This window comes from Corynebacterium sp. Marseille-P3884 (assembly GCF_017942225.1).
In the GTDB taxonomy this organism is placed as follows: Bacteria; Actinomycetota; Actinomycetes; order Mycobacteriales; family Mycobacteriaceae; genus Corynebacterium.
In genome coordinates, this window is record NZ_JAGKSD010000001.1 from 163,911 (window position 1) to 190,324 (window position 26,414).

The 26,414-nt window shown below is 65.0% G+C and carries 22 protein-coding genes; 19 read left to right on the plus strand and 3 right to left on the minus strand.

Going from position 1 to position 26,414, the window contains the following annotated elements; translation table 11 throughout:
- Positions 1 to 115 precede the first annotated feature (115 nt).
- From smc to ffh, 3 genes are all read left to right on the plus strand, one after another.
- Positions 116 to 3,583 carry a chromosome segregation protein SMC gene (gene smc, locus J5Y21_RS00755; protein ID WP_210571719.1) on the plus strand — a complete coding sequence of 1,156 codons (3,468 nt, stop codon included), beginning with the start codon at positions 116 to 118 and terminating at the stop codon, positions 3,581 to 3,583.
- 42 nt (positions 3,584 to 3,625) lie between these two features.
- On the plus strand, positions 3,626 to 5,407 hold the full coding sequence (gene ftsY, locus J5Y21_RS00760; protein WP_210571864.1) for a signal recognition particle-docking protein FtsY: 1,782 nt from the start codon (positions 3,626 to 3,628) through the stop codon (positions 5,405 to 5,407).
- 81 nt (positions 5,408 to 5,488) lie between these two features.
- Complete coding sequence (gene ffh, locus J5Y21_RS00765; protein ID WP_210571721.1) at positions 5,489 to 7,120, plus strand: signal recognition particle protein; 1,632 nt, start codon at positions 5,489 to 5,491, stop codon at positions 7,118 to 7,120.
- A gap of 51 nt (positions 7,121 to 7,171) precedes the next feature.
- On the opposite strand, the gene J5Y21_RS00770 is transcribed toward ffh, so the two are convergent.
- Complete coding sequence (locus J5Y21_RS00770) at positions 7,172 to 9,445, minus strand: acyltransferase family protein (RefSeq protein WP_210571723.1); 2,274 nt, start codon at positions 9,443 to 9,445, stop codon at positions 7,172 to 7,174.
- A gap of 368 nt (positions 9,446 to 9,813) precedes the next feature.
- On the opposite strand from J5Y21_RS00770, the gene rpsP reads away from it, so the two are divergent.
- From rpsP to J5Y21_RS00830, 12 genes are all read left to right on the plus strand, one after another.
- The gene (rpsP, locus tag J5Y21_RS00775; protein WP_210571725.1) at positions 9,814 to 10,347 is read left to right on the plus strand and encodes a 30S ribosomal protein S16; all 534 of its coding nucleotides are present in this window, start codon (positions 9,814 to 9,816) and stop codon (positions 10,345 to 10,347) included.
- Between the two features lie 91 nt (positions 10,348 to 10,438).
- A complete protein-coding gene (locus J5Y21_RS00780; RefSeq protein ID WP_210571728.1) occupies positions 10,439 to 12,457 on the plus strand; it encodes a hypothetical protein in 2,019 nt (672 codons plus the stop codon).
- A 154-nt stretch (positions 12,458 to 12,611) separates the two neighbouring features.
- A complete protein-coding gene (gene rimM / locus J5Y21_RS00785) occupies positions 12,612 to 13,112 on the plus strand; it encodes a ribosome maturation factor RimM (protein WP_210571730.1) in 501 nt (166 codons plus the stop codon).
- Between the two features lie 5 nt (positions 13,113 to 13,117).
- Positions 13,118 to 14,284, plus strand: a complete 1,167-nt coding sequence (trmD, locus tag J5Y21_RS00790) for a tRNA (guanosine(37)-N1)-methyltransferase TrmD (protein WP_210571866.1) — start codon at positions 13,118 to 13,120, stop codon at positions 14,282 to 14,284.
- A 120-nt stretch (positions 14,285 to 14,404) separates the two neighbouring features.
- Positions 14,405 to 14,752: a 50S ribosomal protein L19 gene (rplS, locus tag J5Y21_RS00795; RefSeq protein WP_210571732.1), complete on the plus strand. Its 348-nt coding sequence runs from the start codon at positions 14,405 to 14,407 to the stop codon at positions 14,750 to 14,752.
- A gap of 172 nt (positions 14,753 to 14,924) precedes the next feature.
- Positions 14,925 to 15,614 carry a signal peptidase I gene (lepB, locus tag J5Y21_RS00800; RefSeq protein WP_296147116.1) on the plus strand — a complete coding sequence of 230 codons (690 nt, stop codon included), beginning with the start codon at positions 14,925 to 14,927 and terminating at the stop codon, positions 15,612 to 15,614.
- 15 nt (positions 15,615 to 15,629) lie between these two features.
- Complete coding sequence (locus tag J5Y21_RS00805; protein WP_210571734.1) at positions 15,630 to 16,283, plus strand: ribonuclease HII; 654 nt, start codon at positions 15,630 to 15,632, stop codon at positions 16,281 to 16,283.
- Complete coding sequence (locus J5Y21_RS00810) at positions 16,273 to 16,578, plus strand: DUF2469 domain-containing protein (protein ID WP_076598780.1); 306 nt, start codon at positions 16,273 to 16,275, stop codon at positions 16,576 to 16,578. The genes J5Y21_RS00805 and J5Y21_RS00810 overlap by 11 nt, the downstream gene beginning before the upstream one ends.
- Before the next feature lie 84 nt (positions 16,579 to 16,662).
- Complete coding sequence (locus tag J5Y21_RS00815; protein ID WP_210571735.1) at positions 16,663 to 17,046, plus strand: YraN family protein; 384 nt, start codon at positions 16,663 to 16,665, stop codon at positions 17,044 to 17,046.
- Entirely contained in the window at positions 17,033 to 18,550 is a 1,518-nt protein-coding gene (locus J5Y21_RS00820; protein WP_210571736.1) for a YifB family Mg chelatase-like AAA ATPase, read from the plus strand. The genes J5Y21_RS00815 and J5Y21_RS00820 overlap by 14 nt, the downstream gene beginning before the upstream one ends.
- Complete coding sequence (dprA, locus tag J5Y21_RS00825) at positions 18,547 to 19,713, plus strand: DNA-processing protein DprA (protein WP_210571737.1); 1,167 nt, start codon at positions 18,547 to 18,549, stop codon at positions 19,711 to 19,713. Before J5Y21_RS00820 ends, dprA begins: the two co-directional genes overlap by 4 nt.
- A gap of 65 nt (positions 19,714 to 19,778) precedes the next feature.
- Positions 19,779 to 20,750, plus strand: a complete 972-nt coding sequence (locus J5Y21_RS00830) for a tyrosine recombinase XerC (protein ID WP_210571739.1) — start codon at positions 19,779 to 19,781, stop codon at positions 20,748 to 20,750.
- Here the strand turns inward: J5Y21_RS00830 and J5Y21_RS00835 are convergent.
- On the minus strand, positions 20,713 to 21,249 hold the full coding sequence (locus J5Y21_RS00835) for a M23 family metallopeptidase (RefSeq protein WP_210571741.1): 537 nt from the start codon (positions 21,247 to 21,249) through the stop codon (positions 20,713 to 20,715). The two genes, J5Y21_RS00830 and J5Y21_RS00835, sit on opposite strands and share 38 nt — an antisense overlap.
- A gap of 327 nt (positions 21,250 to 21,576) precedes the next feature.
- On the opposite strand from J5Y21_RS00835, the gene rpsB reads away from it, so the two are divergent.
- The 4 genes from rpsB (at position 21,577) to J5Y21_RS00855 (ending at position 25,312) form a co-directional block, all read left to right on the plus strand.
- On the plus strand, positions 21,577 to 22,476 hold the full coding sequence (gene rpsB / locus J5Y21_RS00840; protein WP_210571742.1) for a 30S ribosomal protein S2: 900 nt from the start codon (positions 21,577 to 21,579) through the stop codon (positions 22,474 to 22,476).
- A 203-nt stretch (positions 22,477 to 22,679) separates the two neighbouring features.
- A complete protein-coding gene (gene tsf / locus J5Y21_RS00845; protein ID WP_210571743.1) occupies positions 22,680 to 23,498 on the plus strand; it encodes a translation elongation factor Ts in 819 nt (272 codons plus the stop codon).
- Positions 23,499 to 23,695: 197 nt separating this feature from the next.
- Positions 23,696 to 24,379, plus strand: coding sequence for a UMP kinase (pyrH, locus tag J5Y21_RS00850; RefSeq protein WP_210571868.1), 684 nt, complete (start codon positions 23,696 to 23,698; stop codon positions 24,377 to 24,379).
- Between the two features lie 3 nt (positions 24,380 to 24,382).
- A complete protein-coding gene (locus tag J5Y21_RS00855; RefSeq protein ID WP_210571744.1) occupies positions 24,383 to 25,312 on the plus strand; it encodes a DMT family transporter in 930 nt (309 codons plus the stop codon).
- Here J5Y21_RS00855 and J5Y21_RS00860 read toward each other — a convergent pair.
- Entirely contained in the window at positions 25,295 to 26,407 is a 1,113-nt protein-coding gene (locus J5Y21_RS00860) for an amidase (protein WP_210571746.1), read from the minus strand. The two genes, J5Y21_RS00855 and J5Y21_RS00860, sit on opposite strands and share 18 nt — an antisense overlap.
- Between the last annotated feature and the right edge of the window lie 7 nt (positions 26,408 to 26,414).

A 26,414-nucleotide genomic window follows, 5' to 3' on the forward strand; every position in this document is an offset into this window, starting at 1 on the left:
CCGCGGAACGTCTCGGCCAGCTTTAGGGCAGAGCTTACAAAACGACCGCGACACAGCCTGCTCGTCCTGCGATGACAGCGCCGAAGGGCGGAGCCGGTTCGGTAATATCAGCACAATGCACCTGACATCGCTGACGCTCAAAGGCTTCAAGTCCTTTGCGTCTGCGACGACGATGAAATTCGAGCCGGGCATCTGCGCGGTCGTCGGGCCGAACGGCTCAGGCAAGTCCAATGTGGTCGATGCGCTCGCCTGGGTGATGGGCGAGCAGGGCGCGAAGAATCTGCGCGGCGGAAAGATGGAGGATGTCATCTTCGCGGGCGCGGGGGAGCGCAAGCAGCTCGGCCGCGCGGAAGTGACGCTGACATTCGACAACACGGACGGCCGTCTACCGATCGAGTACACGCAGGTAGCTATCACGCGCCGCATGTTCCGCGACGGCGCCAGCGAATACGAGATCAACGGCTCCAAAGCGCGTCTCATGGACATCCAGGAGCTGCTGTCCGACTCGGGCATCGGCCGCGAGATGCACATCATCGTCGGCCAGGGCAAGCTCAACGAGATCCTCGAATCCCGTCCGGAGGACCGTCGTGCGTTCATCGAGGAAGCAGCAGGTGTGCTAAAGCACCGCCGGCGCCGTGAGAAAGCGCAGCGCAAACTGACCGGCATGCAGGCGAATCTCGACCGCCTGACCGACCTCACTGACGAGCTGGGCAAGCAGCTCAAGCCCCTCGCACGCCAGGCCGAAGCCGCGCAACGCGCCGCGACCGTCCAGGCAGATGTCCGCGACGCACGTCTGCGCCTTGCGGGCCACAAGGTGGTCACCCTCAGGGCATCGCTTGACGACGCCGCCCGTGCCGCCCACCTCCACGCCCAGCACGTCGAATCCGTGACAGAAGAGCTGGCCGAAGCTGAATCGAATCAGGGCGAAGTCGAAAAGCTGCACTCGGTAGCCTCCGCGAATTCGGAGCGCGCACAGCAGCTCTGGTTCGGGCTGTCATCTCTTGCTGAGCGCACGTCTGCGACACTGCGCATCGCCACCGAGCGTGCCTCGCATGTCGGCGACACCACCGAATACCGCGGTCAAGACCCCGACGAGCTGATTGCCCGGGCCGAGAGAGCCGAAAAGCAGCACGCCGACGCACTCGCCGAATACGACAAAGCGGAAGCCCGCCGCGCAGAGATTGCAGCTCAGGTCGAGGAGCTCGCGGAGAAAGCCCGCGCCGCCGAAGCCGAGCATATGGCGCAGGTCCGCGCGATCGCCGATCGCCGCGAGGGCGTTGTGCGCCTGCTCGCCCAGGAGGAGAGCCAGGTCGCAGCAGTCGAGAGTGCGAAGCAGGAAATTGAGCGCCTTGCAGCCGCTGCCGACGAGACACGTCGGCGTGCCCAGGACGCCGACGCGGAAGCACAGGCCGCCGCCGAGAAGGTCGCTGAGATCGCCCGTGGCCGCGAACCCCTTGAGAATGCCCATGTTCGCGCCGCCGCCGAGGCCGATGCCGCCGAGCAGCGCTTGGAGCAGCTGCGCGCGGAGCAGAAGACACGAGAAAAAACGGTGTATTCGCTCTCAGCGCGCATCGCCACGCTGAGCGAGACCGCCCCTGTCGCTGAGGCCGCCGACGTTCTGGGTGAGACATTCTCTCCCGTCGCCGACCGCATGAAGCCGGAGAAAGGCGTGGAGAAAGCGCTCGCGGCGGCACTCGGGCCCCATGCAGAAGCACTCGCAGGCGAGATCGACGAAAGCGTTGTTGCCGATGGCCTCGGCAACGCCTCCCGCGCCGTCGTGGTGGATACATCTGCTGGCGGACAGTCGTGGCGCCTCGAAGGAACACCGCCGGCAGGCACTACGTGGTTGCTCGACCACGTGAGCCTCAACGACGACGTCGTGGGCCCCATCACCCGCATCCTTGTCGATGTGGTGCTCGCCGACGATGTCGCCTCCGCGCGCCGGGCGGTTGCCGATGATCCACGTCTACGCGCAGTCACTGCCGACGGTGTCGTCGTTGGCGAAGGATGGCTCGCCGCGGGGTCCGGTGGTGCATCGAGCGTGGAGGTCGCTGCCCACATCGAGGTCGCTACGGCGGAACTCGAGCAGGCCCAGGCCGCGCTCGATGAGCTGTCCGGCACCTTCGAAGGCGCGAAGATCGCGGCTGAGGAAGCGCGCGTGGTCGCCGCATCGGCGAAGGCTGCGCTGAAGGAACACGACGCGCAGGCCGAGTCGTGGAAGCGCGACCACCAGCGCTTGGTCAAACAGGCCGAGCAGGCGCAGAAACAGCACGCCAGTTCCGCGAAGCAGGCCAACGAGGCGGATATCCGGCTCAGCGGCCGCGAGAAATCTCTCGCCGAGACCCGCGACCGGCTCTCGCGCGTCGAGCGCCCTGATTCCGACGAAGAGGCCGATGCCACTGCACGCGACGAAGCCAATGCTGCGCTGACTAAAGCCCGGTCGCAGGAAATGGAAGCGACACTTGCCGCCCGTTCTACTCAGCAGGCGGTGGATAACGTGGCGGGAAGGGGAGCGGCGCTGCGTCGTCAAGCGGAGCACGAGCGACAAGCGAAAGCGCGGCACGACGCGGCGATGGCACGCAAGCGCGCGCAGGCCGAGCTCGCCCAGGCGGTCGCGGAACACGCGCGCGACCTCGCCGCGAAAATCGCCGAATCGCTCGAGCGCGCCACGCAGCGCCGCGACACGCTTTCCGCCGACGTGAAGCAGCTCGCCGCGCGCCAATCCCAGGCCCGCGACAAGGTCAGTGCGCTGCGTCAGCAGCTCGCCCGTCTCGGCGACACTTCGCATGCCGCGGATATCGCGCGCGAGCAGGCGCAGGTCCGCATCGACGAAGCTGAAGCCAAGATTGTCGAGCAGCTCGGCATCGCTATCGACGACCTGCTCGCCGATTACACGCCCGCGGAGGACTTCGACGAAGCGGAAGAGAAGAAGCGCCTCAAGAAAGCGGAGAAGGACCTCGCTGCGCTCGGCAAGGTCAATCCGCTCGCGCTCGAGGAGTACAAGGCACTTGAGGAACGCTACAGCTTCCTGTCCACCCAACTCGCCGACGTGGTCCAGGCGAGGAAGGACTTAGCGGGGGTGATCGACGACGTCGATAAGCAAATCCTGCAATTGTTCACCGACGCGTGGCACGACGTCGAACGCGAATTCCCGCGCGTGTTCCAAACGCTGTTCCCCGGCGGCGAAGCGCGTCTGTTGCTCACCGACCCCTCCGACATGCTCACCACCGGCATCGAGATCGAGGCGCGCCCGCCCGGCAAGAAAGTCAAGCGCCTGTCGCTTCTGTCCGGCGGCGAGAAATCGCTCACTGCGCTCGCGATGCTCGTGGCCATCTTCCGCGCGCGCCCTAGCCCGTTCTACGTTCTCGACGAGGTCGAAGCCGCGCTTGACGACGTCAACCTCCGGCGGCTTATCGCCCTTCTCGAAGAACTCCGCGAGGACTCGCAGCTCATCGTGATCACCCACCAGAAACCCACGATGGATGTGGCGAACGTGCTCTACGGCGTCACCATGCGTGGCGACGGCGTGACACGCGTGATTTCCCAGCGCATGAACCCCGCTCCGCGCGAGACTGCCGACTAGCCGCACCCCGCCGCGCCATCTGGTGGCACTATGGGGGACATGATGAATTCAACTGTTCTGTGGGTCGTTATCGCCGTCGTCGTGGCGCTGCTCATCATCCTGGGCATCGTCATTGTCGTCGGCAACAACCGGAAAAAGTCGAAGACCGTCTCCTTTGAAAAGAAGGAGCCGGAACAGCAAAAAGAACTCACCCAGCAGGAGAAATCCGGCAACTACCAGGCAAAGGGCGGCTTCAATTTCGCGCCCGCCGGCGCGCCGACGGCCGAAAAAGAGCCCGTGCGTGTCGACGAGCCGTTGAAGCGCGACACCCCTGCCACCTCCGCTAAGGCCGCGGGTGCTGGCGCTGCCGGCGTTGCTGCGGCAGGTGCTGCTGGCGCCGCCGCGTCCGCAAAGCCTGCTGAAACAACGGATTCTTCTGACGTATCCGATACCGCCGATGCCACCGAGACCGAGCAGATCGCACCGGCACCGACTGCCGCGGACGAGGTCGACCCCGTTGAGCTCGGCGAGACCGAGACCGAAGTGATTGAGCCCGATCCGGCCGAGGTCGAGCAGGTTGAGCCGGTTGAGCAGGTCGAGCAGGAGGACAAGTCCGGCGAGATTGCCGGAGCCGACCGCCCGGTCGAGTCCGAAGAGTCCTCCGATGCCTCCCAGGCTGGCACCGAGGCGGAAGCACAGGAAGCGGCTGAGGCCGCGCGTTCGACTGCCGAGGCTGCCGAGGAAGCACGCGAGCAAACGCCGGCGCCGGAGACGGGTGCAGGCGCGGCCGCGGCTGGGGGAACAGCTGCTGGTGCAGCGGGCGCCGCCGGTGCTGCGGCAGCTGCCGACGAGTCGACTGCCGAAGAGACCGAGGCCAGCGTCATCGAGACGGATCCGGTGCCGGACGAGCAGCTCGACGACATCGAGCCGGCGGCGGGCCGCATCGGCAAGCTGCGTGGGCGTCTGTCGCGCTCCCAGAACGCGATCGGCCAGGGGCTGCTCGGCATTCTCTCCGCGGGCGACCTGGACGAGGACGCCTGGGAAGAAATCGAGGACACGCTGATCATGGCGGACCTCGGCGCGGAACTGACCATGAAGGTCACTGAATCCCTGCGCGAGAAGATCGCCGAGCGCGGCGTGTCCAGCGAGGAAGAAGCTCGCGCCATGCTGCGCGAGACCCTTATTGAGGCAGGTAAGCCGGAACTGGATCGCTCCATCAAGGCGATGCCGAATAACGGCAAGCCGGCGGTCATCCTCGTCGTCGGTGTCAACGGCACCGGCAAGACCACCACGACCGGCAAGCTGGCGCGCGTGCTCATCTCCATGGGCCACAGCGTGGTGCTCGGCGCGGCGGATACTTTCCGTGCGGCCGCAGCAGACCAGCTGGAGACGTGGGGCCGCCGCGTGGGTGCTTCCACCGTCCGCGGCAAGGAAGGCGCAGACCCCGCGTCCGTCGCTTTCGACGCGGTCAAGACCGGTGTGGAGCAGCAAGCTGATGTCGTGCTCGTCGACACCGCAGGCCGCCTGCACACCTCCACCGGCCTGATGGACCAGCTGGGCAAGGTCAAGCGCGTTGTGGAGAAGAAGTCTCAGGTCGACGAGGTTCTGCTGGTGCTCGACGCCACCGTTGGCCAGAATGGCCTGACCCAGGCGCGCGTGTTCAAGGACGTCGTCGAGATCACCGGTGTCGTCCTGACCAAGCTGGACGGCACCGCCAAGGGAGGCATCGTCTTCCAGGTCCAGGAGGAACTCGGCGTGCCGGTCAAGCTCGTGGGCCTTGGCGAGGGTGCGGATGACCTCGCTCCGTTCGAGGTGGAGGGCTTTGTCGACGCGTTGCTCGGCTAGAGCACAGGCAATGTGATTCAGGTGGTGGGGAGCAGCTAGGCTGGTTCCCACCACTTTTTCGATATCTAAGGGAGCTTTTTCGTGTTCGAGTCATTGTCCGACCGCTTGCAAACAGCGCTTAAAGGTCTGCGCGGCAAGGGCAAACTCACGGAAGAGGACATCAACGCCACCGCCCGTGAGATCCGCATCGCCCTGCTCGAGGCCGATGTCTCCCTGCCTGTTGTCCGCGCATTCATCAAGCGCGTCAAGGAGCGTGCGCTCGGCGCGGATGTCTCGGAGGCGCTGAACCCGGCGCAGCAGGTCATCAAGATCGTCGACGAGGAGCTCACCAATATCCTCGGCGGCGAGACCCGCCGCCTTAACTTGGCGAAGAACCCGCCGACCGTGATCATGCTCGCTGGTCTGCAGGGTGCGGGTAAGACGACGCTGGCGGGCAAGCTCGCCATGCACCTGTCCAAGCAGGGCCACACTCCGATGCTGGTGGCCTGCGATTTGCAGCGCCCGGGGGCGGTGCAGCAGCTGGAGATCGTCGGCAAGCGAGCTGGCGTTCCCACCTTCGCGCCGGACCCGGGCACCTCGCTCGACTCGAGCGAACATGAAATGGGAACATCCCACGGCGACCCGGTCGCGGTGGCCACCGAGTCGATCGAGGAGGCCCGCCGCACGCACGCGGACGTGGTCATCATCGATACCGCTGGCCGACTCGGTATCGATGAGACGTTGATGACGCAGGCGCGCAATATCCGCGATGCCGTCAACCCGGACGAGGTCCTCTTCGTCATCGACTCCATGATCGGCCAGGATGCTGTCGCCACCGCGCAGGCCTTCGCCGACGGCGTCGATTTCACTGGCGTTGTGCTGACCAAGCTCGACGGCGATGCCCGCGGCGGTGCCGCCCTGTCCATTCGCGAGGTCACGGGCAAGCCGATCCTGTACGCGTCCACGGGCGAGAAGCTCGAGGACTTCGACATCTTCCACCCGGACCGCATGTCCAGCCGCATCCTCGGCATGGGCGACCTGCTCTCGCTCATCGAGCAAGCTGAGGCGACGATGGACCAGCAGAAGGCGGAAGAAGCCGCCATGAAGCTGGGCTCCGGTGAGCTGACACTCGAGGACTTCCTCGACCAGCTGCTGATGATCCGCCGCATGGGCCCGATCGGCAACCTGCTGAAGATGATGCCGGGCGGCAAGCAGATGAACGAGATGGCCGACATGGTCGACGAGAAGCAGCTCGACCGCATCCAAGCCATCATCCGCGGCATGACACCGGCGGAGCGCGAGAACCCGAAGATCCTCAACGCGTCGCGCCGCAAACGCATTGCGAACGGTTCGGGCGTCACCGTCGCCGAGGTCAACCAGCTCGTCGAGCGCTTCTTCGAGGCGAAGAAGATGATGGGCAAGATGGCCAGCCAATTCGGCATGGGCGGAATGCCAGGCATGCCAGGTATGGGCGGCCGTTCCGCGACGAAGAAGAAGCCGAAGGGACGCAAGGGCAAAAACGGCAAGCGTAAGCCCGCGAAGAAGCGCGGCGGCGGCCCGAAGATGCCGGGCATGCCGGGGATGGGCGGCATGCCAGGTATGCCGGGCATGGATCAGCTCGATCCCGCTCAGCTGAAGAAGATGCAGGAGCAGCTGCCGCCGGGCATGGACGGCATCGATCTGAACAACCTCGACTTCGGCGAAGCCATGAAGCGCATGGGCAAGGGCAAATAAGTCCCCCAGTCACCTCCTCCCGCAGGCTAGTTCGGCCTGCGGGAGGATTTTTTATTGGTCGCCGAGCTCAGGCAAAAGGTCGGGGTTCGCTTCAACGCTTGGCTTGCCGACGTCTCCCGCGTCCACCCCGTTTTCCTGCTTCCCCGCAGGGACACCCTGTTCCGGATCGAGCGCGGGGCCGTCCTCGAGTCCGTCCACCTGGGTCCCCAGAGCCGCGAAGACCTCTTGGAGCTTGGCCCACAGCAGTGGGGCAGTGGTCGCCGCGTACGCGTTCGAGACGTGATTCTGGTCGCGGTAGACGTACACGTTGCCGATGATCGGCGGGCAGAATTCGTCGTCGCAGAACCAGTCAGCGGTATCGAGACCCCACTGCTTATTCTCCGGGAAAAGGTATTCGACAGACGGATCCACATCACCGTAGACGGTGTCGCGCAGTGTCGAACACGCCTCGAAGTCGTTGCCGGCGATCAGGCACTCGTTCGGATCCATGTGCTGGCCTTCGCGGCTGAATACCCACGGGTTGTCGCGCAGACCGAGGAACGGAATGTCGTTGGCCTGGAGCTCCTCCCAGACGGTGGCATAGGAGCTCGGCACCATGTCGGGGCCGGGGCTGCCCTCGCCAGCGCGGCCCTCAGGGCGCGTGGCAGTGGAAATGGTCAGATCCGGATTCATCTCGATGATCCGGTCAAACGCCAGACGCGACCATTCGGCGCACTCCGGGCTCACGGTGTCGAGGTCGTCGAGGATCAGTGGGCACGACTGGCGCACCATCGGCATCACCTTGAAACCGTGCTCTTTACCCAGTTGGTCGAGCGGGATCAGCCAAGGCTCCGAGTGGGAGCCTCCGAAGAGCACGACGGTGGTCTCAGCTTCTGGGTCGCCCCACACGCAATGCGGCCCCGGCAGCATGTCCGCCGGCTGATCCATGAAGATGACGCAGTTATCGTCGGCAGTCGGCGGCCAGATGTCCGCGATCAGGTTCGGGTCGGGCTGAGCTTGCGCCTCGGGAACCTCCGCCCCGAAATGCGCCATCACGCCGGGGTAGTCATTGGAGGCGAGATTGAAATCCGCATCGTCGATCTGGCGGGCGTAGAGCGGCTGGATCGACAAAACCCCGAGCAGAATGGCTCCGATGAGGGCGCCGCCGACGGCGCGGCCGCGGCCCTCGGGCGTCGTTAAGCTTGCTCGCGCATTGCGCACTGGCGTGTCAGTCGCCTTCGGGCGCTTGCCGTGCTGGCGCAGCGGATCCTCAACCAAGGTGTACGTGAGGTGCGCGAGGCACAGTGACAACGCGATGACGAGGATCCCGAGCCCCACCGTCGGCGTCGGGCGGCCCGACTTCACGGTGAACAGAATCAGCAGCGGCCAGTGCCACAGGTACAGCGAATACGCGACCTTACCCAGCCACAGGATCGGACCCGACGACAACACGCGCGCCACCGGCTGATCCGGCCCAGCCATGACCACAAGCGCCGCACCCAGCAGCGGAATGAGCGCCGCCGGGCCGGGGAAAGCCAACGAGGTGGTGATGATCGCGCCCGTCACCGCGATCGCCGTGACACCGAGACCCGCCGCCACGCCGCGGAATTTCTCCGGAATGAGGTTCGTCACCGGCAGCATTGCCAGCAACGCGCCGAACGCCAGCTCCCACAGACGGGACGGGAACTCGTAGTAATTCTGCGGCGTGCCCACCAAGCCGTGGCGCGACGCGTATGCGAAGGACGCCACCGCCAGCACCGCTAACAGCACAATGATGCCGCGGCGCAGCTTCGTATTGCTCACCCCGACGCGTGACGCCAAAAACGCCACGATGATGCCCACCGTGATCGCGAAGACATAGAACTGCCCCTGCACACTCATCGACCACAAGTGCTGCAGCGGAGATGTCTCCGCGCCCGCCGCCGCGTAATCGAGGTTCTGGGCCGCCAGCTCGTAGTTTTGGAAATACAGCACCGCCGCGGTGAATTGCCGCGCGAGGTCCTGGCTCATGATCTCCGGAGTCAACCACCGGATTCCCGCGAAGATCGCTGCGAGCACCACCGCCAGCGCCGGCAGCAAACGCCGCGCCGTGCGCCAGAACGGCCACCACGGATTCAGTGAAGGGTTCGGGCGCATCGCGTAACGCAGCTGCGACCCCATGAAGAAATAGCCCGACAGCAGCAAGAAGACATCGACGCCGCCCGAGACGCGCCCGACGAACACGTGGAACAGCACCACCAAGCCGATGGCGATGCCGCGCAATCCGTCGAGATCCGTGCGGTACGCCTGCTTTTTCGGTGCCGGTTTCGAGTCCGTGGTCTGCTGAGCGGTAACCGTGGTCGTCATTGCGTCAAAAATCCGTAATGTAGGGGAAGAGGAAGAGACATAGTTTCGCTATCGAAGCTGGTTGCCTCTTTTTCTTTCTGGGTGTTCCTGGGAAGACCTTACCGCCGGGAAGGCGGAAATCCGTTAACCCCCACGTCGTTTTGGTGTGGCGGTGCACGCGGGGGTAGTGTATTGCAGGTTGACGCGCGCCGAGCGCGCGCTGAAACACCAAGCTGCGTTAGCGCCGGATCCGGCACACTTCCCTAAAAGATAGGAAGTCCCACCGCCCGGCCGTAGTCACACGCAGGTGAAACTCAAGGGTTGAACCGGCCCGTCGATAAGCGGCGGGTGTCTGAACTGCCCAGTGACCTAAGTAAAGGACTTTCAACATGGCTGTAAAGATCAAGCTGCAGCGCGTGGGCAAGATCCGCAACGCCCAGTACCGCGTTGTCGTCGCTGATGCCCGCACCCGCCGCGATGGCCGCGTCATCGAGAACATCGGCATCTACCACCCGAAGGAAGAGCCGTCGCTCATCAAGATCGATTCCGAGCGCGCTCAGTACTGGCTCGGCGTCGGCGCACAGCCGACCGAGCCCGTCGCTGCTCTGCTCAAGGTGACCGGCGACTGGCAGAAGCACAAGGGTGAGGAAGGCGCCGAGGGCACCCTCAAGGTTGCCGAGGAGAAGCCGTCCAAGCTCGACCTGTTCAACCAGGCTCTCGAGGAAGCTTCCAACGGCCCGACCGCCGAGGCCATCACCGAGAAGCGCAAGAAGGCCAAGGAAGAGGCAGAGGCAAAGGCAGCTGCCGAGGCTGAGGCCGAGGCCAAGGCGAAGGAAGAAGCCGAGGCTGCTGAGGCCGCTGAGGCTGAGGCTGAGGACACCCCGGCCGAGGAAGAGAAGGCTGAGGAGTCCGAGGAGAACTAAGCTCCCCGCACTCGTGCCCGTACACCACACGGTGTGCGGGCATTTTGCTTATCGACGTCACGCCTCGTCCCGCCCACGTACCGTGGCAGACATGCCGATCACGCTGCACATCTTGAAACCGCCCGCGTCCGTCATCGCCGTGCATCACGAACTGGTCAACGCCCTTTATTCCGCTGACCTCGATCTACAACACGTTCCCGACCCGTCAATGCGGGATGCCGCCGCGAAGCTGAGCCAGATCGTGGGGTACGAGGTCCCCGCCCACAAAGTCATCACTCTGGAGATCGATCCGGCAAACGCTGACCAGCAGATCGGGCAGATTGAGCACCTGGCGTTCGTCGATAAGCTCCTTGTTTTTCTCGGCGATGCGGGCTTGTACGTCAACGCGTCCGGTGAGGATCTCCAGGAGACGTTCGTGCCGGTCCAGATGATCAGCTCGACTGGCACGGTGTGGCGCCAGGTCGGGGAGCGCACCGTCGACTTCGCCTTCGAGGACGCTTTGCGCGCACCGGATCCTGTCGGCGCGTGGATCCTCGTTGTGACGACGTACGGGAATGCGGACTCCTTCGGCGGTTCTCTCAGCATGCGCCTCGAGGCCGACGGCCAGTGGACGCTGACTCTCCGCTACGCACCGAGCGAATCCGGTGGGCAGAAGCCCGCCCAGACCCTGCGTGTGCCCACCTACGAGGAGGCCCGTTCCATCCTGCTGGCGTTCGCCGATATTTGCGAGGAGATCCACGAGCTCGACTGGCGGGACGCCGCGCCCGGCGAGGCCACGCTCCGACCCATGGTGTACACGCAGAACATGCCGCTGCGCCGCCTCGACGCCGTCGCCGACCTGCCCGCGGGCACCATGATGCGGCTCCACAACTTGAGCTGGGGCGAACTGCGCTACGGCCGTGACGCCAGTGGAGCATGGACCACCACAGAAACCGGCCTTTTGGGTGTGCGTATTAGCCGAGATTTCGACACGCTCGATGAATTGATGGCGCTTGTCTACGCATACGTGACCGGACAAGGCAGCGAAGTTTCAGAGATGATGCAGAATCATTCCCGGGCGCGCACCGAATTCGTCTGGGATAGAGACGTGGTGGAGGTCACCGCCATGGTGCTTCCTGAACGCAGCGCCCCGTTCATGAACTCGACCATCCGCTTTCTCCACCACAACCGTGCCTGCCGTAACCGTCCCGCCTCAGCGCAGATGCGCGACTTCGTCGACAGCGTCAACCGTGAACTGGCTGACTTTCTCGTTGACGGCCCTGCAGAGCCAGCAGACCTGACGAGCCTGCGGTTGCGCAATCCCGGCGCCATACCTCAGCTTTACGCCCTCGCTAAAAGAAGTGGCGTTTCTGTCGTGGTTCACGGCGACCACGTCTTATACAACTCCTCCGGCGAGTACAAGCAAGCGTCTGAACCCGATCCAGCCGTGGTGTTCAACAACGGCCTGCCGTTTCTCGGGTGGAAAGTCCCTTCACTGAACGCGTTTACGGAGGCAATCGGGAAAGTCGCCGCTGGGTGCGTTCTCTCCGTCCTTGTCGAGGGCCCCTTCGGCACCCGCGGTCACCGCGCTGATTACCAGACGATGATCTTTGACAAAGAGGGGCAGCTCACCACCACATTGCTTTACCCGGACGGCACCTACTTCGAGCGCGACAACGATAGCCTCGACGATGTCTCGTGGATCTACTCCATCGCAGGAGATTTCAAACGCATCACGGACCCGTCCCTGTGGGAGCGGTCCGGCAAAGTGCAGGTAGAGGAAAATCGCCGTCTACTGCACGTTCTGAAGATCGGGCCCACTGAGTCTGCCGGAAGATTCCACCCCGTGGCGATCGAAAGAATCCTGAGTGACGGGTTGAACAACGCTGGTGACCGGTACTGCATTCTCGACGTCACCGGCGATGACTCCTTCGTCGAGATTCGCCGCGTCGACCAGGAGGAGGATGTCTTGCCGTATATCGTCGAGGCCCATTACGTCGGCGATGACGACGTGACCCGCAATTATTCATTCCGTTTCGCCGACCTCCAGGTCGCAATGCGTGCCGTGTCCGACTTCGTCGCGGGTGATATGGACCAGGTCTTGGCGGAAGCAGGTTTCTTTAAACTGTGATCTCCGCCCTGGGGGCGGGCTATCCGCAGTCCCAGCCGAAGAACACCCGGTCGAAATTGCGGGCAGCCAGATCGTCGGGGAGAGGATGCAGTCATTCACCCACTTCGGGTAGCCGCCCCAGGCGTGTGACGTCGGCGCTGGTAGCCTGAGCTGCATGGAAATCCGGATTGGCAGGGTTGTGAAGTCGCACGGCGTGCGCGGCGAGGTCGTCGTGGAGCCGCTCGCGGACGACGAGGACGTCTTCTTCGCGGTGGGCGAGGTACTGCACGGCCGCCAGGCGGGCAAGGAACAGGACCTGACCATTGCGGCGGTGCGCCCGCACCAGAAGCGCCTTCTGATCACATTCGAGGAGATCGCCGACCGCACGGGCGCGGATTCGTTGCGGGGCACGCAGTTCTTCGCGGAGCCGCTCGAGCGCGACGAGGATTCGGACGAGTACTACGACCACGAGCTCATCGGCTTGCGCGTGCTTATCGACGGCACCCACGTAGGCGATGTCACCGGTGTGACCACCATGCCGAACCGGAAGCTGCTCGAGGTGGACTACAACGGCAAAGAGGTCCTCATCCCGTTTGTCATGGACATCGTGCCGGAGATCGACGTGGACGAGGGCTACCTGGTGGCCACCCCACCGGAGGGGCTGCTGGAGCTGTGAGCGCGATGAGGCTGGACGTCGTCACGATCTTCCCGGACTACCTCGACCCGCTGCGCCACGCCCTGCTGGGCAAGGCGATCGAGCAGGGGATTCTCTCCGTCGGCGTGCACGACCTGCGCGACTGGGCGACGGGCAACCACAAGTCGGTCGACGCGCCGCCGCTCGGCGGGGGACCGGGCATGGTCATGCTGCCCGAGGTGTGGGGCAACGCTCTCGACGAGATCGCCGCCGGCCGCGCCGGGACACAGCTCGATACCGCCGCCGCACACCGCAATGACAAGCTGCGCCACGACGATGTCGCACGTGTCGCGCCGCGCCCTTATGCAGCCGATACCGCTGGGGATGCGGACAAGCCCTTGTTGCTCGTCCCGACCCCGGCCGGACAACCGTTCACGCAGGCTGACGCGCAGGCGTGGTCGCGCGAGGAGCACATTGTTTTCGCGTGCGGCCGCTACGAGGGCATCGATCAGCGGGTCTTCGAGGACGCGGAAAAGAACTACCGGGTGCGGGAAGTCTCCATCGGGGATTACGTGCTGATCGGCGGGGAGGTAGCAGTGCTCGTCATCGCCGAGGCCGTCACGCGTCTCATTCCCGGCGTGCTGGGCAACACCGAAAGCCACGAGGAGGACAGCTTCTCTGACGGGCTGCTCGAAGGACCGTCGTACACGAAGCCGCGGACGTGGCGCGGGATCGATGCTCCGGAGATTCTCCTGTCAGGCGACCACGGCAAGATCGCGCGCTGGCGCCGCGACCAGTCGCTGGGGCGCACCCAACGCGTGCGCCCCGACCTGATCGAGCGAGCGCGCGCAGAAGGCACCCTCGACAAAGACGACCTGTTCACGCTCGACGCGCGCGAGGTGTCCACAGACATCGGCGTGATCATGAGCGCCACCGCGTGGGAGAAGCACCAGAACAAGGTGGCCAAGAAGCTCCGGCGCGCAGGCTACCCGGCGGAGCGTATCGACGCCCACGTCATGGACACCAGCTGCCAGCCGGACAACGTGGTGGTCAACCAGTTCCTCGCGGCCGAAGACGGGCCGCTGCTCGACCCCGTCTACCGCGTTGTCGTGCAGGGCCGGACGACGCTGACGCCGCAGCAGGCCACGCAGGCTGTGGTGAGCGCTTTGCCGGGGGTCGAATATTGGTATGGGTCGACGGTGGAGCGTCGATAAGCGGATTTTGGAAGCTTCCGGCCCTTATGCAAGAATGTTTGGGTCATGTAGCCGACACGAACCAGTCGAGCGCTTTGCGCCGCTAGGGTCCTCTGTCCAAATCTGAAAAGGAATTCTGCCATGTCCAACGGCATTATCGACAAGGTCGACGCAGGCCAGCTGCGCGACGACATCCCGGACTTCCGCCCCGGCGACACCCTTGGCGTCCACGTCAAGGTCATCGAGGGCAACGTCACCCGTACCCAGCTCTTCGAGGGCTTCGTTGTCCGCCGCCAGGGCTCTGGCATCCGCGAGACCTTCACCGTCCGCAAGATCTCCTTCGGCATCGGTGTGGAGCGTACCTTCCCGGTTCACTCCCCGAACATCGACCGCATCGAGGTTCTGCGTCGCGGCCGCGTCCGCCGCGCGAAGCTGTACTACATGCGCGATCTGCGCGGTAAGGCAGCCCGCATCAAGGAGCGTCGCTAATCGACGTCCCGCTCCCCCTCCCATTCCCACCGAACTCACGGTGAACGGGAGGGGGCGTTTCGTTTTCACGCTGATAAGGTGATGTGCCGTGACTGAATACGCCCGCCCTCGTCCCCGCCCCCGTCCCGCACGCCGCAAGCGCGCCGAAGAGGACAATGCCACACCGTGGTACATCGAGATCCCGCTGGTCGTCCTGTTGACCTTGGCGCTGATCTTTGTCCTGCAGACGTTCGTGGGGCGCGTGTACTTGATTCCGTCGGCATCGATGGAGCCGACGCTGCACGGCTGCGACGGCTGCAACGGCGACCGTATTTTCGTGCAGAAGGTCAGCTACTACTTCTCGGACCCGGAGCCGGGCGATGTCGTGGTCTTCGAGGGCACGCCGTCGTGGAACACCGACTACGTGTCCAACCGTTCCGATAATGGTTTCGTGGCGGGTCTGCAGCAGCTCGGCTCGTACGTCGGGTTGGTCGCACCGGACGAGAATGATCTGGTCAAGCGCGTCGTCGCGACCGGCGGCCAGACGGTCTCGTGCCAGGCAGGCGACCCGGCAGTGATGGTGGACGGCGCACCGATCGACCAGTCGTACATTCTCGACCCGCCGGCGAACCCAGTCATCGGCGAGGATGGCTCCGCCGAGTGCGGCGGCAAATTCTTCGGCCCGATCACGGTGCCGGAAGACAATGTCTTCGTCATGGGCGACAACCGCACCAATTCCGCGGATTCGCGCTATCACTCCGGCGATGAATTCCAGGGCACGATCCCGACGGACAATATCCGCGGCAAGGTCTCCTTCATCATCCTGCCGCTGACCCGCATCGGGCCGGTGAAGAACGGCGACGTTGAGCTGCAGCAGCAGTAACAGCGCGCTGAGCACATGCGCCGGCTGAAGCAGCTGCGCACCTTCGAGGTCGCGCTGGACAAAGCGGGGCTCGGGCCCGTCGCGGGAGTCGACGAGGCGGGCCGCGGCGCGTGTTTCGGCCCCATCACCATTGCGGCGTGCGTTCTCCCGCCGCAGCCGATCGCGGCGCTTGAGGGGCTGACCGACTCTAAGAAGCTCACGGCGAAGCGGCGGGAAGAGCTCTACGCGGTGATCGTCGATAAGGCGCTTGCGCACGCCGTCGTGCACGTCTCCGCGAAAGACATCGACCGCCGCGGCATCCAGAACGCCAACATAGATGGTGCGCGCCGCGCGATTGCCGCGCTCGACGTCAGGCCGGGCTACGTGCTTATCGACGCCTTCCGCATCCCCGGCCTGACCTCCCCCCACCTCCCAGTCATCGGCGGGGGCTACACCGCCCCCCGCATCGCCCCCCCCCGCGTGCTGGCCAAAGTGAGCCGCGACCGGCTGGTCACGGGGATGGGGGATGAGTACCCGGGGTACGGCGTCGATAAGCATAAAGGCTATTCGACGCGCGCCCACATGGACGCGGTGCGCCGTCACGGCGCGAGCCCGGAGCATCGCTACACTTATGCCAACGTTGCTGCCGCCCACGAGAAGTACATGAGGAGCATCCACGATGAGCGCTGAAGACCTGGACAATTACGAAGCCGAGGTCGAACTGTCCCTCTACCGCGAATACCGCGACGTGGTCAGCCAATTCTCGTATGTCGTGGAGACCGACCGCCGCTTTTACCTCGCCAACGCCGTCGAGCTCATTCCGCACACCGAAGGCAAGGACGTCTACTACGAAGTGCGCATGTCGGATGCGTGGGTGTGGGACATGTACCGCGCCGTGCGCTTTGTCCGCTACGTGCGCGTGATCACGTACAAGGACGTCAACATCGAGGAGCTCGACAAGCCGGACATGGTCATTCCCGAATAAAAAATTCGCTTCTCGACGGATCCTTCCGCCCCTTCCCCTCGTCTAACTAAGTGCAACTACTTGAGTTAACAGAGGGGATTTTTCATGCCTGTAAAACACGACCAAAGGGACCAATACATGCTGGGTCTGTGCGGCGAATCGAGCGCCGCGGCCTGGTATGAGGAATTGGGTTACGACATTGTGCAGCTGCGCTACCGTGCCCGCGACGGCGAAGTCGACCTGATCGCGCGTTCGCCGCGCGGCGAGATCGTCTTCGCTGAGGTGAAAACCCGGCGCAGCACGAGCTTCGGTGCCGCGGAAGCCGTCACGCCGGCGAAGCTGCGCCGAATTCGCGCGGCGGCCGCGCAGTGGCTCGCTGAGAAGTCGTCCGGATACGTCTCTGTGCGCTTCGATGTCATCGAGGTCATCTTCGACGGCATCAACGTCTCGTGCCGCATGTACCAGGGGGTCGACGATGGCGCTTGCTAGCACTTTCTCCGCGACTGTCGAGGGCGTCGGTGCACACCGCGTGACCGTCGAAGCGAATGTCGGGCCCGGGCTGCCCGGCATGCACATCGTGGGACTCGGCGACAAAGCCGTGGGGGAGTCCCGCGACCGGATTCGCACCGCCGTGGCCAATTCGACGCTGCCGTGGCCGCGCACGAAAATCATGGTGTCCCTATCGCCTGCGAACCTGCCGAAAGCCGGCTCCCAATTCGACCTGCCGGTAGCGCTGGCCGTGTTGGCGAGCATGGACCCGCGTGCGGAACGCCGCTTGAAACGCAGCCTCGTCGTCGGCGAACTCGGCCTCGGTGGGCAGCTGCGGCGTGTGGACGGGATCCTCCAGATCATTCTGGAAGCCCTCGACGATGTCGACCACGTCATAATCCCCGCCGAGAATGCTGCCGAAGCCGCACTGGTCGGGCACCCGGCGGTGAAGCTCGCGGGCAGTCTCACCGAGGCGTGGCTCTGGGCGGTCGGGGAGCGTGAACTGTCCGGCCTGGAGACCGTGAGCCACACCGTGCAGCCTGTGCACGTGCCGGATTTCCGCGACATCGTCGGTCAAGAGCGCGAACGCCGCGCTATGGAGATCGCAGCTGCCGGCGCCCACCACGTGCTCATGATCGGCGCGCCCGGCTCCGGCAAGTCGATGCTCGCTGAGCGCCTCCCGTCGATTCTTCCGGAACTCTCTCCGCAGCAGGTCGTGGAAGCGACAGCCATTCATTCCATTTCCGGCAATTCCACCGGGGAAGTGATCATGCAGGCGCCATTCGTCGCGCCGCACCCGTCTCTGGGGCGCGCCGCTCTCATCGGCGGAGGGTCAGGGATCCCGCGGCCGGGCGCCATCAGCCATGCGCACCACGGGGTCCTTTTCTTGGACGAAGTCAGCGAGATCGACGCTCACACGCTCGACGCGTTGCGGGTCCCGCTCGAAAAAGGTGAGGTGAGGCTGACACGCGCGCGGCGCGACGTCGTCTACCCGGCCGACTTCCAGCTCGTCATGGCCGCCAACCCGTGCCGCTGCGGCGTCGACAATTCCGCGAAATGCACCTGCTCCTCGAGCGAGCGCGCCATGTACCTGCGCAACCTGTCGGGGCCGCTGCGCGACCGCATCGACATCAGCCTATCGACGACCTCCGTCGGCGCCCTTGTCACCAGCACCGACAACGAACCCTCAGCGGCGATTGCTGAACGCGTCCTCGCGGCCCGCGACCGCGCGCGGCACCGCTGGACCAAAGCCGGATTGAGCGCCGTGACCAACGCGCGTGTCCCCGGCGCAGTCATCCGGCGCGATTTCCCCGCCGACGAAGAGGGCATGAGCGTGATCAGCAAAGCCCTGGGCAGCGGCTCAATCACGCAGCGCGGTGTCGACCGGCTCTTGAGGTTGGCATGGACGGTGGCGGATCTTGGGGGCGTCGATAAGCCGCGTCTTGCTGACGTCATGGACGCCCTTGACCTGCGTGCCACGCAACACGCGGGGGTGATGGCATGAGCTCGCTAGAATCCTGGGCCTACTTGAACCGCGTCGTCGAAGGACCGAACCGGCACATCCAAGCCATGCTCGCCGCCGGGCGCGACGCCGATGAACTCGCCCGCGGCATCCGCACCCGCGCCAGCTGGCTGGGCGAGCTCGGCCCCGCCACCGAGTCCCGCCACAGGTGGGACCAGCCCGCCGAGGATCTCGCTGCCGCTGAACGCGAAGGCTACCGCCTGCTCACGCCTGAGTCTCCGGAGTGGCCGCGGGACGCGATCGAGATGTCGTTCGGGGCGGCGGTGGCGGGGGCGTCGAAAAGCGATGAAAAACTTCCTCCCGACGCGCACCCGCCGCACGGACTGTGGGTGCGGGGCAACGCGAATCTCGCGCAACTTTTCGCCAGCGCCGTCGGGATCGTGGGCACCCGCGCCGCGTCCTCGTACGGGCACCACGCGACCGCCGATCTGTGCCGGGGTCTCGTGCGCCACCAGCACACGATTGTCTCCGGCGGCGCGCTCGGCATTGACACCGTCGCGCACACCTCCGCGCTGGACGCAGGGGGCGCGACTGTCGTCGTCGCTGCGTGCGGCGCCGGGCAGGTCTACCCGCGGCGCAACGAGGCGCTGTTTTCGCGCATCGCGTCCGAAGGTGGGACCGTGGTCACCGAATATCCGCCTGGGGTCACGCCCGACCGGCACCGCTTCCTCACACGCAACCGCCTCGTCGCGGCGCTGACGCAGGGCACCGTCGTCGTGGAAGCCGCCTTCCGGTCTGGGGCCCTAAACACCCTGAAATGGGTCGAGGTGTTCAATCGCATCGGCATGGCCGTGCCGGGGCCGATCCTCGGGCCGGGCTCTTTGGGCACCAACCTGGCCATCCGCGACGGGCGCGCCGCCATGGTGCTCAGTGCCGACGACGCTCACGAGAAACTCAGCCCGATTGGCGCTTCCGACGTCGACGGCCAATACGAGATGGATTTTGCCGCCGACGCTGTCCAGCAGCTCTCCCGCAACGAGCTCCGCGTCTACGATTCCCTGCCGCTTTCCGATACCGGAGGGATTGAAGCCTCCGACGTCGCCGCCGCGTGCGGGTTCACCGTCGGGCTCACCGTCCATTTGCTCATGGACTTGTCTGGGAAGGGTCTCGTCGCCCGTGAAGGGCAGCACTGGCGCCGCGTTTAGCCCCGGGTCCGGCTAGCGCGCCGAACTATACTGCCGCGAAGACACCTTTTCGCGGCAGTTTTTCAATGCCCGCGAGCACCCAATCAAGGCAGGCGACAGTGGCAGAGCAAATCACACAGCTCGAAGCGGCGATCGACGACTTCGCCGACTATGCCCTACTCGTCAAAGGGCGTTCGCCCGCCACCGTGAAGGGGTACCGCAGCGACCTGCGCACGCTCGTGCCGTTGTGCGCGACCTTCGCCGACTTCACGCTGCCCACGCTCAGGGCATGGCTTGCCGACGCCCTCCGCTCCGGCCTCGCCCGCTCCACCATGGCCCGCCGCACTGCCGCTGCCCGTGCCTTTTCCACCTGGGCGTATGAGCGCGGACACCTCGATAGCGATGTCGCTGCCCGCCTAGCCACCCCGCAGGTGAACCGGCACCTGCCCGACGTGGTCACGCCCGCGCGCGCCGGGCAGCTCGTCGAAGCGGAGATCAACGCCGACGCTGCTTCGCCCGAGGCGGCCCGCGATCGCGCCATGCTCGAGCTGCTCTACGCCACCGGCATGCGCGTCGCCGAACTGACTGGCCTGGACATCGCGGACATCGACGCTTCTCGACGCCTCGCCCGCGTCACCGGCAAAGGCAACAAACAGCGCGTCGTCCCGTTCGGCGACAACGCCGCCACCGCGCTCGAGGCCTGGCTCGCCCGCCGCGACGAACTCCTCAAACCCGGTGCAGCTGCCTCTGCTGACTCCTCTTCCTGCTCTGCCTCCTCTGCCTCGGAGGCGCTCTTCCTCGGCTCCCGGGGCGGACGCATCGACCAGCGCCAAGTCCGCCGCGTCGTCGAGCGCGCAGCGCAGCGCACCGGGGACAGCGACCTAAGCCCCCACGCACTGCGCCACAGCGCAGCGACCCACATGCTTGAAGGCGGAGCGGACCTTCGCGTCGTCCAGGAATTGCTCGGGCACTCGTCGCTGCAGACCACGCAGATCTACACGCACGTGTCCGCGCAACGGCTCAAGAGCGTGTACGACCAGGCGCATCCACGGGCTTGAGGCGTATCTGCGGAGCGTCGAGAAGCGAAAGCGGATTGATATAGGTGTCCTTGCCGGTGCGCGCACCCCAGTGCAGCCCGTCGTGATCGCCGTTCGGCGGTGCCATACGGCCGATCGGCTGCCCCTCCTTCACTTCGTCGCCGGCGCGGACCGTGGCGTACACCGGCTGATACGTCGTGCGGATCCCGTCCGCGTGATCCACCGAGACCACCGGGACACCAGCAATGACACCGACGTAGGCGACCACGCCGTCCTCCGCCGCGTAAATTACCTGACCCGTCCGCGCCGCCAGATCGACGCCGCGGTGGCCGGGCAACCAGTTCTTCTCGGGTATATCGGCACGGCGGGTCACGTTCGTCGCAGTCGGTTTGCCGGTCGTCGGATCGACATACGCGACGGCCGGGACTGCGCCCGCGAACACGACCGCCGCGACAGTGCAGACAAGTGCGCAGAGGGAGAGAAAAGGATGAACACGAGCATGGGAATGAGAAATGTTCATGGGGTCATTGTGGGCGGGGAGGGGACCACGGTGCGTCGATAAGCGAAATGCCCTGTGGATAACCGTGAGGTGTGCACAATGCGGCGCGCCGCGAATTGGCGCGCACCCAGCAAAGATGTAAGCTTGGTGACCAGCAGTGTGTCCGCTCGGGCGCGCTGACTACGCGCGGCGAAAATGCCTGGTCACGAAGGTGACAGGGTGCTGCGATCCGCAACGGTCCTCCCGCAAGGCGCGGAAGGCGTGGACGTGGCTCGTCGCTAGGGTGCGGGCAAAACCCGTACAAACTGCAAGAAACCGAACAACTTTAACTCCCAAGGAGACATTCCCATGGCAGTCGTAACCATGCGTGAACTCCTCGACGCAGGTGTGCACTTCGGCCACCAGACGCGTCGTTGGAACCCGAAGATGCGCCGCTTCATCTTCACCGACCGTAACGGCATCTACATCATCGACCTGCAGCAGACGCTGACCTACATCGATGAGGCATACGAATTCGTCAAGGAGACCGTCGCGCACGGCGGCACCATCCTGTTCGTCGGCACCAAGAAGCAGGCCCAGGAGCCGGTCCAGGAAGAGGCCGACCGCGTGGGCATGCCGTACGTCAACCACCGTTGGCTCGGTGGTATGCTGACCAACTTCCAGACCGTGTCCAAGCGCCTCGCCCGCATGAAGGAACTGCAGGCCATGGACGCAGCCGAGGACGGCTACGCAGGCCGCGGCAAGAAGGAAGTCCTCATGCTCACCCGCGAGCGCACCAAGCTCGAGCGTGTGCTGGGTGGCATCTCCGAGATGACTAAGACCCCGTCCGCGCTGTGGATCGTCGACACCAACAAGGAGCACATCGCTGTCTCCGAGGCGCAGAAGCTGCGCATCCCGGTCGTCGCAATCCTGGACACCAACTGCGACCCGGACCTCGTCGACTACCCGATCCCGGGCAACGACGACGCTATCCGCTCCGTCAAGCTGCTCACCCACATCGTGGGCGAGGCAGTCGTTGCTGGTAAGCAGCAGCGCGAAGAGCGCCAGCTGGCCAAGGCTCGCGAGGCAGCCGGCGACGCGCCGGTCGAGGCTAACGAGGCAGCCGCTGAGGCTCCGGCCGAGAAGGCTGACGCACCGGAGACCCCGGCAGCTGAGTCCGCAGAGAAGGCAGAGGCTCCGGCTGACAAGGCTGCCACCGAGGCAGTCGAGAACGTCGACTCCGCCAAGAACGACGTCGACCCGGTCTAAACCCCCGGGCCGTACACGGCGTTGATTTCTAGCACCGACCCCCGCGCCTTTTGAGGCGTCCTAACTTCATCAAGGACGCTTCAGGCGCGGGGGTTTTGCGTGCGACACGGCAGCTGGGCATGCCGCTTAGCGGTAAGTCCACTACGCTGTCAGATGACCTTTACACATACTTTTAGTCCCACAATGAGGAGGGTCGCCCAACTATGGCGAACTACACTGCTGCAGACGTGAAGAAGCTCCGCGAAACCACCGGTTCCGGCATGCTCGACTGCAAGAAGGCCCTGGAGGAATCCGCTGGCGATTTCGAGAAGGCCGTTGAGATCCTGCGCATCAAGGGTGCGAAGGACGTGGGCAAGCGCGCTGAGCGCAACGCTCTCGAGGGCCTGGTCGCAGTGTCGGGCAACACGATCGTGGAGATCAACTCCGAGACGGACTTCGTGGCTAAGAACGACGAGTTCAAGCAGCTTGCTGACGACGTCGCTGCCGGCGCTGCCGCCGTCAAGGCGAACACCCCGGAGGAGCTCGCCAACGCTGACGTCAACGGCCAGTCTGCAGCTGACGCTGTTCAGGCACTGTCCGCGAAGATCGGCGAGAAGCTCGAGCTGCGCCGCGCCGCCACCATCGAGGGCGACCAGGTCGAGGTGTACCTCCACCAGAAGGCTGCGGATCTTCCGCCGGCAGTCGGCGTGCTCGTCGCGTACACGGGCGAGGGCGCTGAGGCTGCGCACCAGGTCGCGCTGCAGATCGCTGCGATGAAGGCTCGTTACCTGTCCAAGGATTCCATCCCGGCTGACATCGTGGAGAAGGAGCGCGCGGTCCAGGAGGAGATCACCCGCAGCGAGGGCAAGCCGGAGGCTGCGATCGAGAAGATCGTCGAGGGCCGTCTGGGCGGCTTCTTCAAGGATGTCGCTCTGCTCGAGCAGCCGTCGCTCGCGGACTCCAAGAAGACTGTCCGCCAGTACGCCGAGGAGAACGGCATTGAGGTCACCGACTTCATCCGCTTCGAGGTCGGTCAGCAGTAAGCTTTAGCTTTCCAGGATCTCGGTTTCGCCGCTTATCGACGGCGGGGCCGAGATCCTTTTTATTTGCCTCCCCTTCATGACGCTAGAATCGGTGGGTGAATTTTCGCCCCCACGTGAAGGAGTTTTCGGTGACCGACAACGCGACTGTCAACAGCAACGCCTCGGATTCCACGACCCGCCGCGGATACAAGCGGGTCATGTTGAAGCTGGGGGGCGAGATGTTCGGTGGCGGCAATGTCGGCATCGACCCAGATGTGGTGGAAAATGTGGCGAAGCAGATCGCTGAGGTAGCAAGTAACGGCACTGAGGTCGCCGTTGTGATCGGCGGCGGCAATTTCTTCCGTGGCGCTCAGTTGTCGCAGCGCGGTATGGACCGTGCGCGCTCCGACTACATGGGAATGCTCGGCACCGTGATGAACTGCCTGGCTCTCCAAGACTTCCTGCAGCAGCTGGGCGTGGACTGCCGTGTGCAGACCGCCATCAATATGGCGCAGATCGCTGAGCCGTACCTGCCGCTACGTGCCGCCCGCCACTTGGAGAAGGGCCGTGTGGTCATCTTCGGCGCCGGCATGGGCATGCCATATTTCTCCACCGACACCACCGCAGCACAGCGCGCCCTGGAGATCGGCTGCGAGGTACTGCTCATGGCGAAGGCTGTTGACGGCGTCTACTCCGACGATCCCCGCACCAACCCGGATGCGGAGTTCTACAGCGAGATCAGCCCGCGCGAGGCACTTGAGAAGGGTCTGAAGGTCGCCGATGCCACCGCGTTCAGCCTCTGCATGGACAACAACATGCCGATCCTCGTGTTCAATCTCCTCAAAGAGGGCAATATCGCCCGTGCGGTGTCGGGTGAACAGATCGGCACGCTCGTCCAGTAACTCATGCTGACTGCTGCTGCTATGGCCGTGGGGGCCGTCATCCCCGCGCAGACTGCTGTGAACAGCCGCCTGCGCGGGGCGATCGGTGCGCCGATTCCCGCGGCGTTCATTTCTTTTTTCATCGCCTTTTGCTGCGCCGCCGCCCTCGCGGGAATGTTGGCTGCGACGACGGGCCCCGGCATTGACCTGACGCAGGCTTTCGGCGAGCCGTGGTGGGTGTGGATCGGCGGCCTGATGGGCGTCATCTTCATCACCGGCAACGTGATCCTGTTCCCGAAGATCGGCGCCGTCGAGACCGTCGTCCTGCCGATTCTGGGGCAGGTGATCATGGCGCTGGTGATCGATAATTTCGGTCTCTTCGGGGCGGTGCAGACCGATGTCGGGTGGCTTCGGGTGCTTGGCGCACTCGTTGTCGTGGCGGGCATCGTGCTCGTGCATGTGGTGGGGCGCGCCCCGAGTTCCGCACATGGCGACGCGGCCTCGACCTCCGCGTGGGCGTGGCGCGCACTCGGTGTGTTCATGGGCATGTGCTCTGCCTCCCAGACAGCGGCGAACGGCTACCTCGGCGAAGTGCTGGGCAGCTCCATCCAGGCTGGGTCCGTGAACCTCGGCGTCGGCGTGATCCTGCTGTTTTTGCTCAGCATCGGTCTCACCGATTCGCGCAAGGCACTGTTGTCCGGCATTGAGCGCGGGCCGTGGTGGATGTGGCTCGGTGGTGTCTGCGGCGCGATTTTCGTCATCGGGGCGGCCACACTGTCCCCGTTGATCGGCACCGGTGCCACGGTGATCGGCATCCTGGCCGGAACGATCATCGCGGGCCAGGCGATCGAGCGCTTCGGCCTCTTCGGCTCGCCGCGGACGGTGCTTCAGCCGGTCCGTGTGCTGGGGCTGCTGCTCGTCTTCGTGGGCGCCGTGCTAGTTCGCGCGCTGTAGTTTCCACTCGGCCGCGACCGGTTCGACCAGCCGAGCGAGCTCGAGTACGGTCGCGTCGTCTGCCGCCGCTGTGACGCCGCCGATCTGCACCGGCCCCACAGCGATCGCCGGCGCGCCGGTGAGGTTGAACAGCGACCCCCACGGCGACCATTCGGTCTGAGCTTCGAAGGAATCGGCGGGGGAGAGCGACGGGAAGAACCCCAGCGGAGGCGGGTCGGTGGCGATCATTGGGGTAATTACAGCATCGACACCCCATTCCGCGCGCAAGATTCCCGGCAGGGCATCGATGTGGCGGTTCGCGGCTAAGAGCTGGGAGGAGGTGACGGAGCGGCCTTCGTCGCAAAGCCAGGCGATGTACGCGCTGTCTTCCGGATCCGCTTTGGAAAACGCGTGCTTGATACGCGCCTGGAAATGCCGGTACGTCTCGGTCGCCGCGGAATACGGCGCGACTTCGCGGACCTCGCACACCTCCGCCACGGCCTCCGCGGCACGCTTGACGACGGCGGCGCGGTCGGCAGCCACCTGCGCATTCGGCGTGAACAGCGGCTGTGTGAGCACGCCGACGGTGAGCCCCTCCAGTCTGCGCGGACGCGTAGCCCACAGCTCGATCTGGTCGGCGACCGTCGCCGTGATGAAACCGTCTACCGAACCCGACTCCGGGAGACCCGCCGGCTTGAACCCCACGACCCCGCACGCGGCGGCGGGCACACGCAAGGACCCGCCGGCATCACTGCCGTGGGCAGCGCGGTGCAGGCCATCTGCCACAACGACCGCGGCACCGCTCGATGAACCACCAGGTGTGCAGCCGGGGTAGGCGGGGGAGGAGAGCAGGGGGACGTCGTCACGCTCTGCGTAGATCGTCGCGCCGAGCTCGGACGTGACTGTCTTGCCGTTGATCGCGGCGCCCTGGCGTCGGAGCCTATTCAGAAAGGGGCTTGTATCCGTGGCGGTGAGTCCCCTGCGCGGACTGCCCCACGTCGTCGGCCAGCCGGCCACATCGGCGGTGTCTTTCGCGGGGATCACCCACCCGTCCAACCGTCCGCCGCGAAGAGGCGGAAGTGGCTCGGCGGGGAGAAAACAAAAGGCGGGGTGCATGGTGACT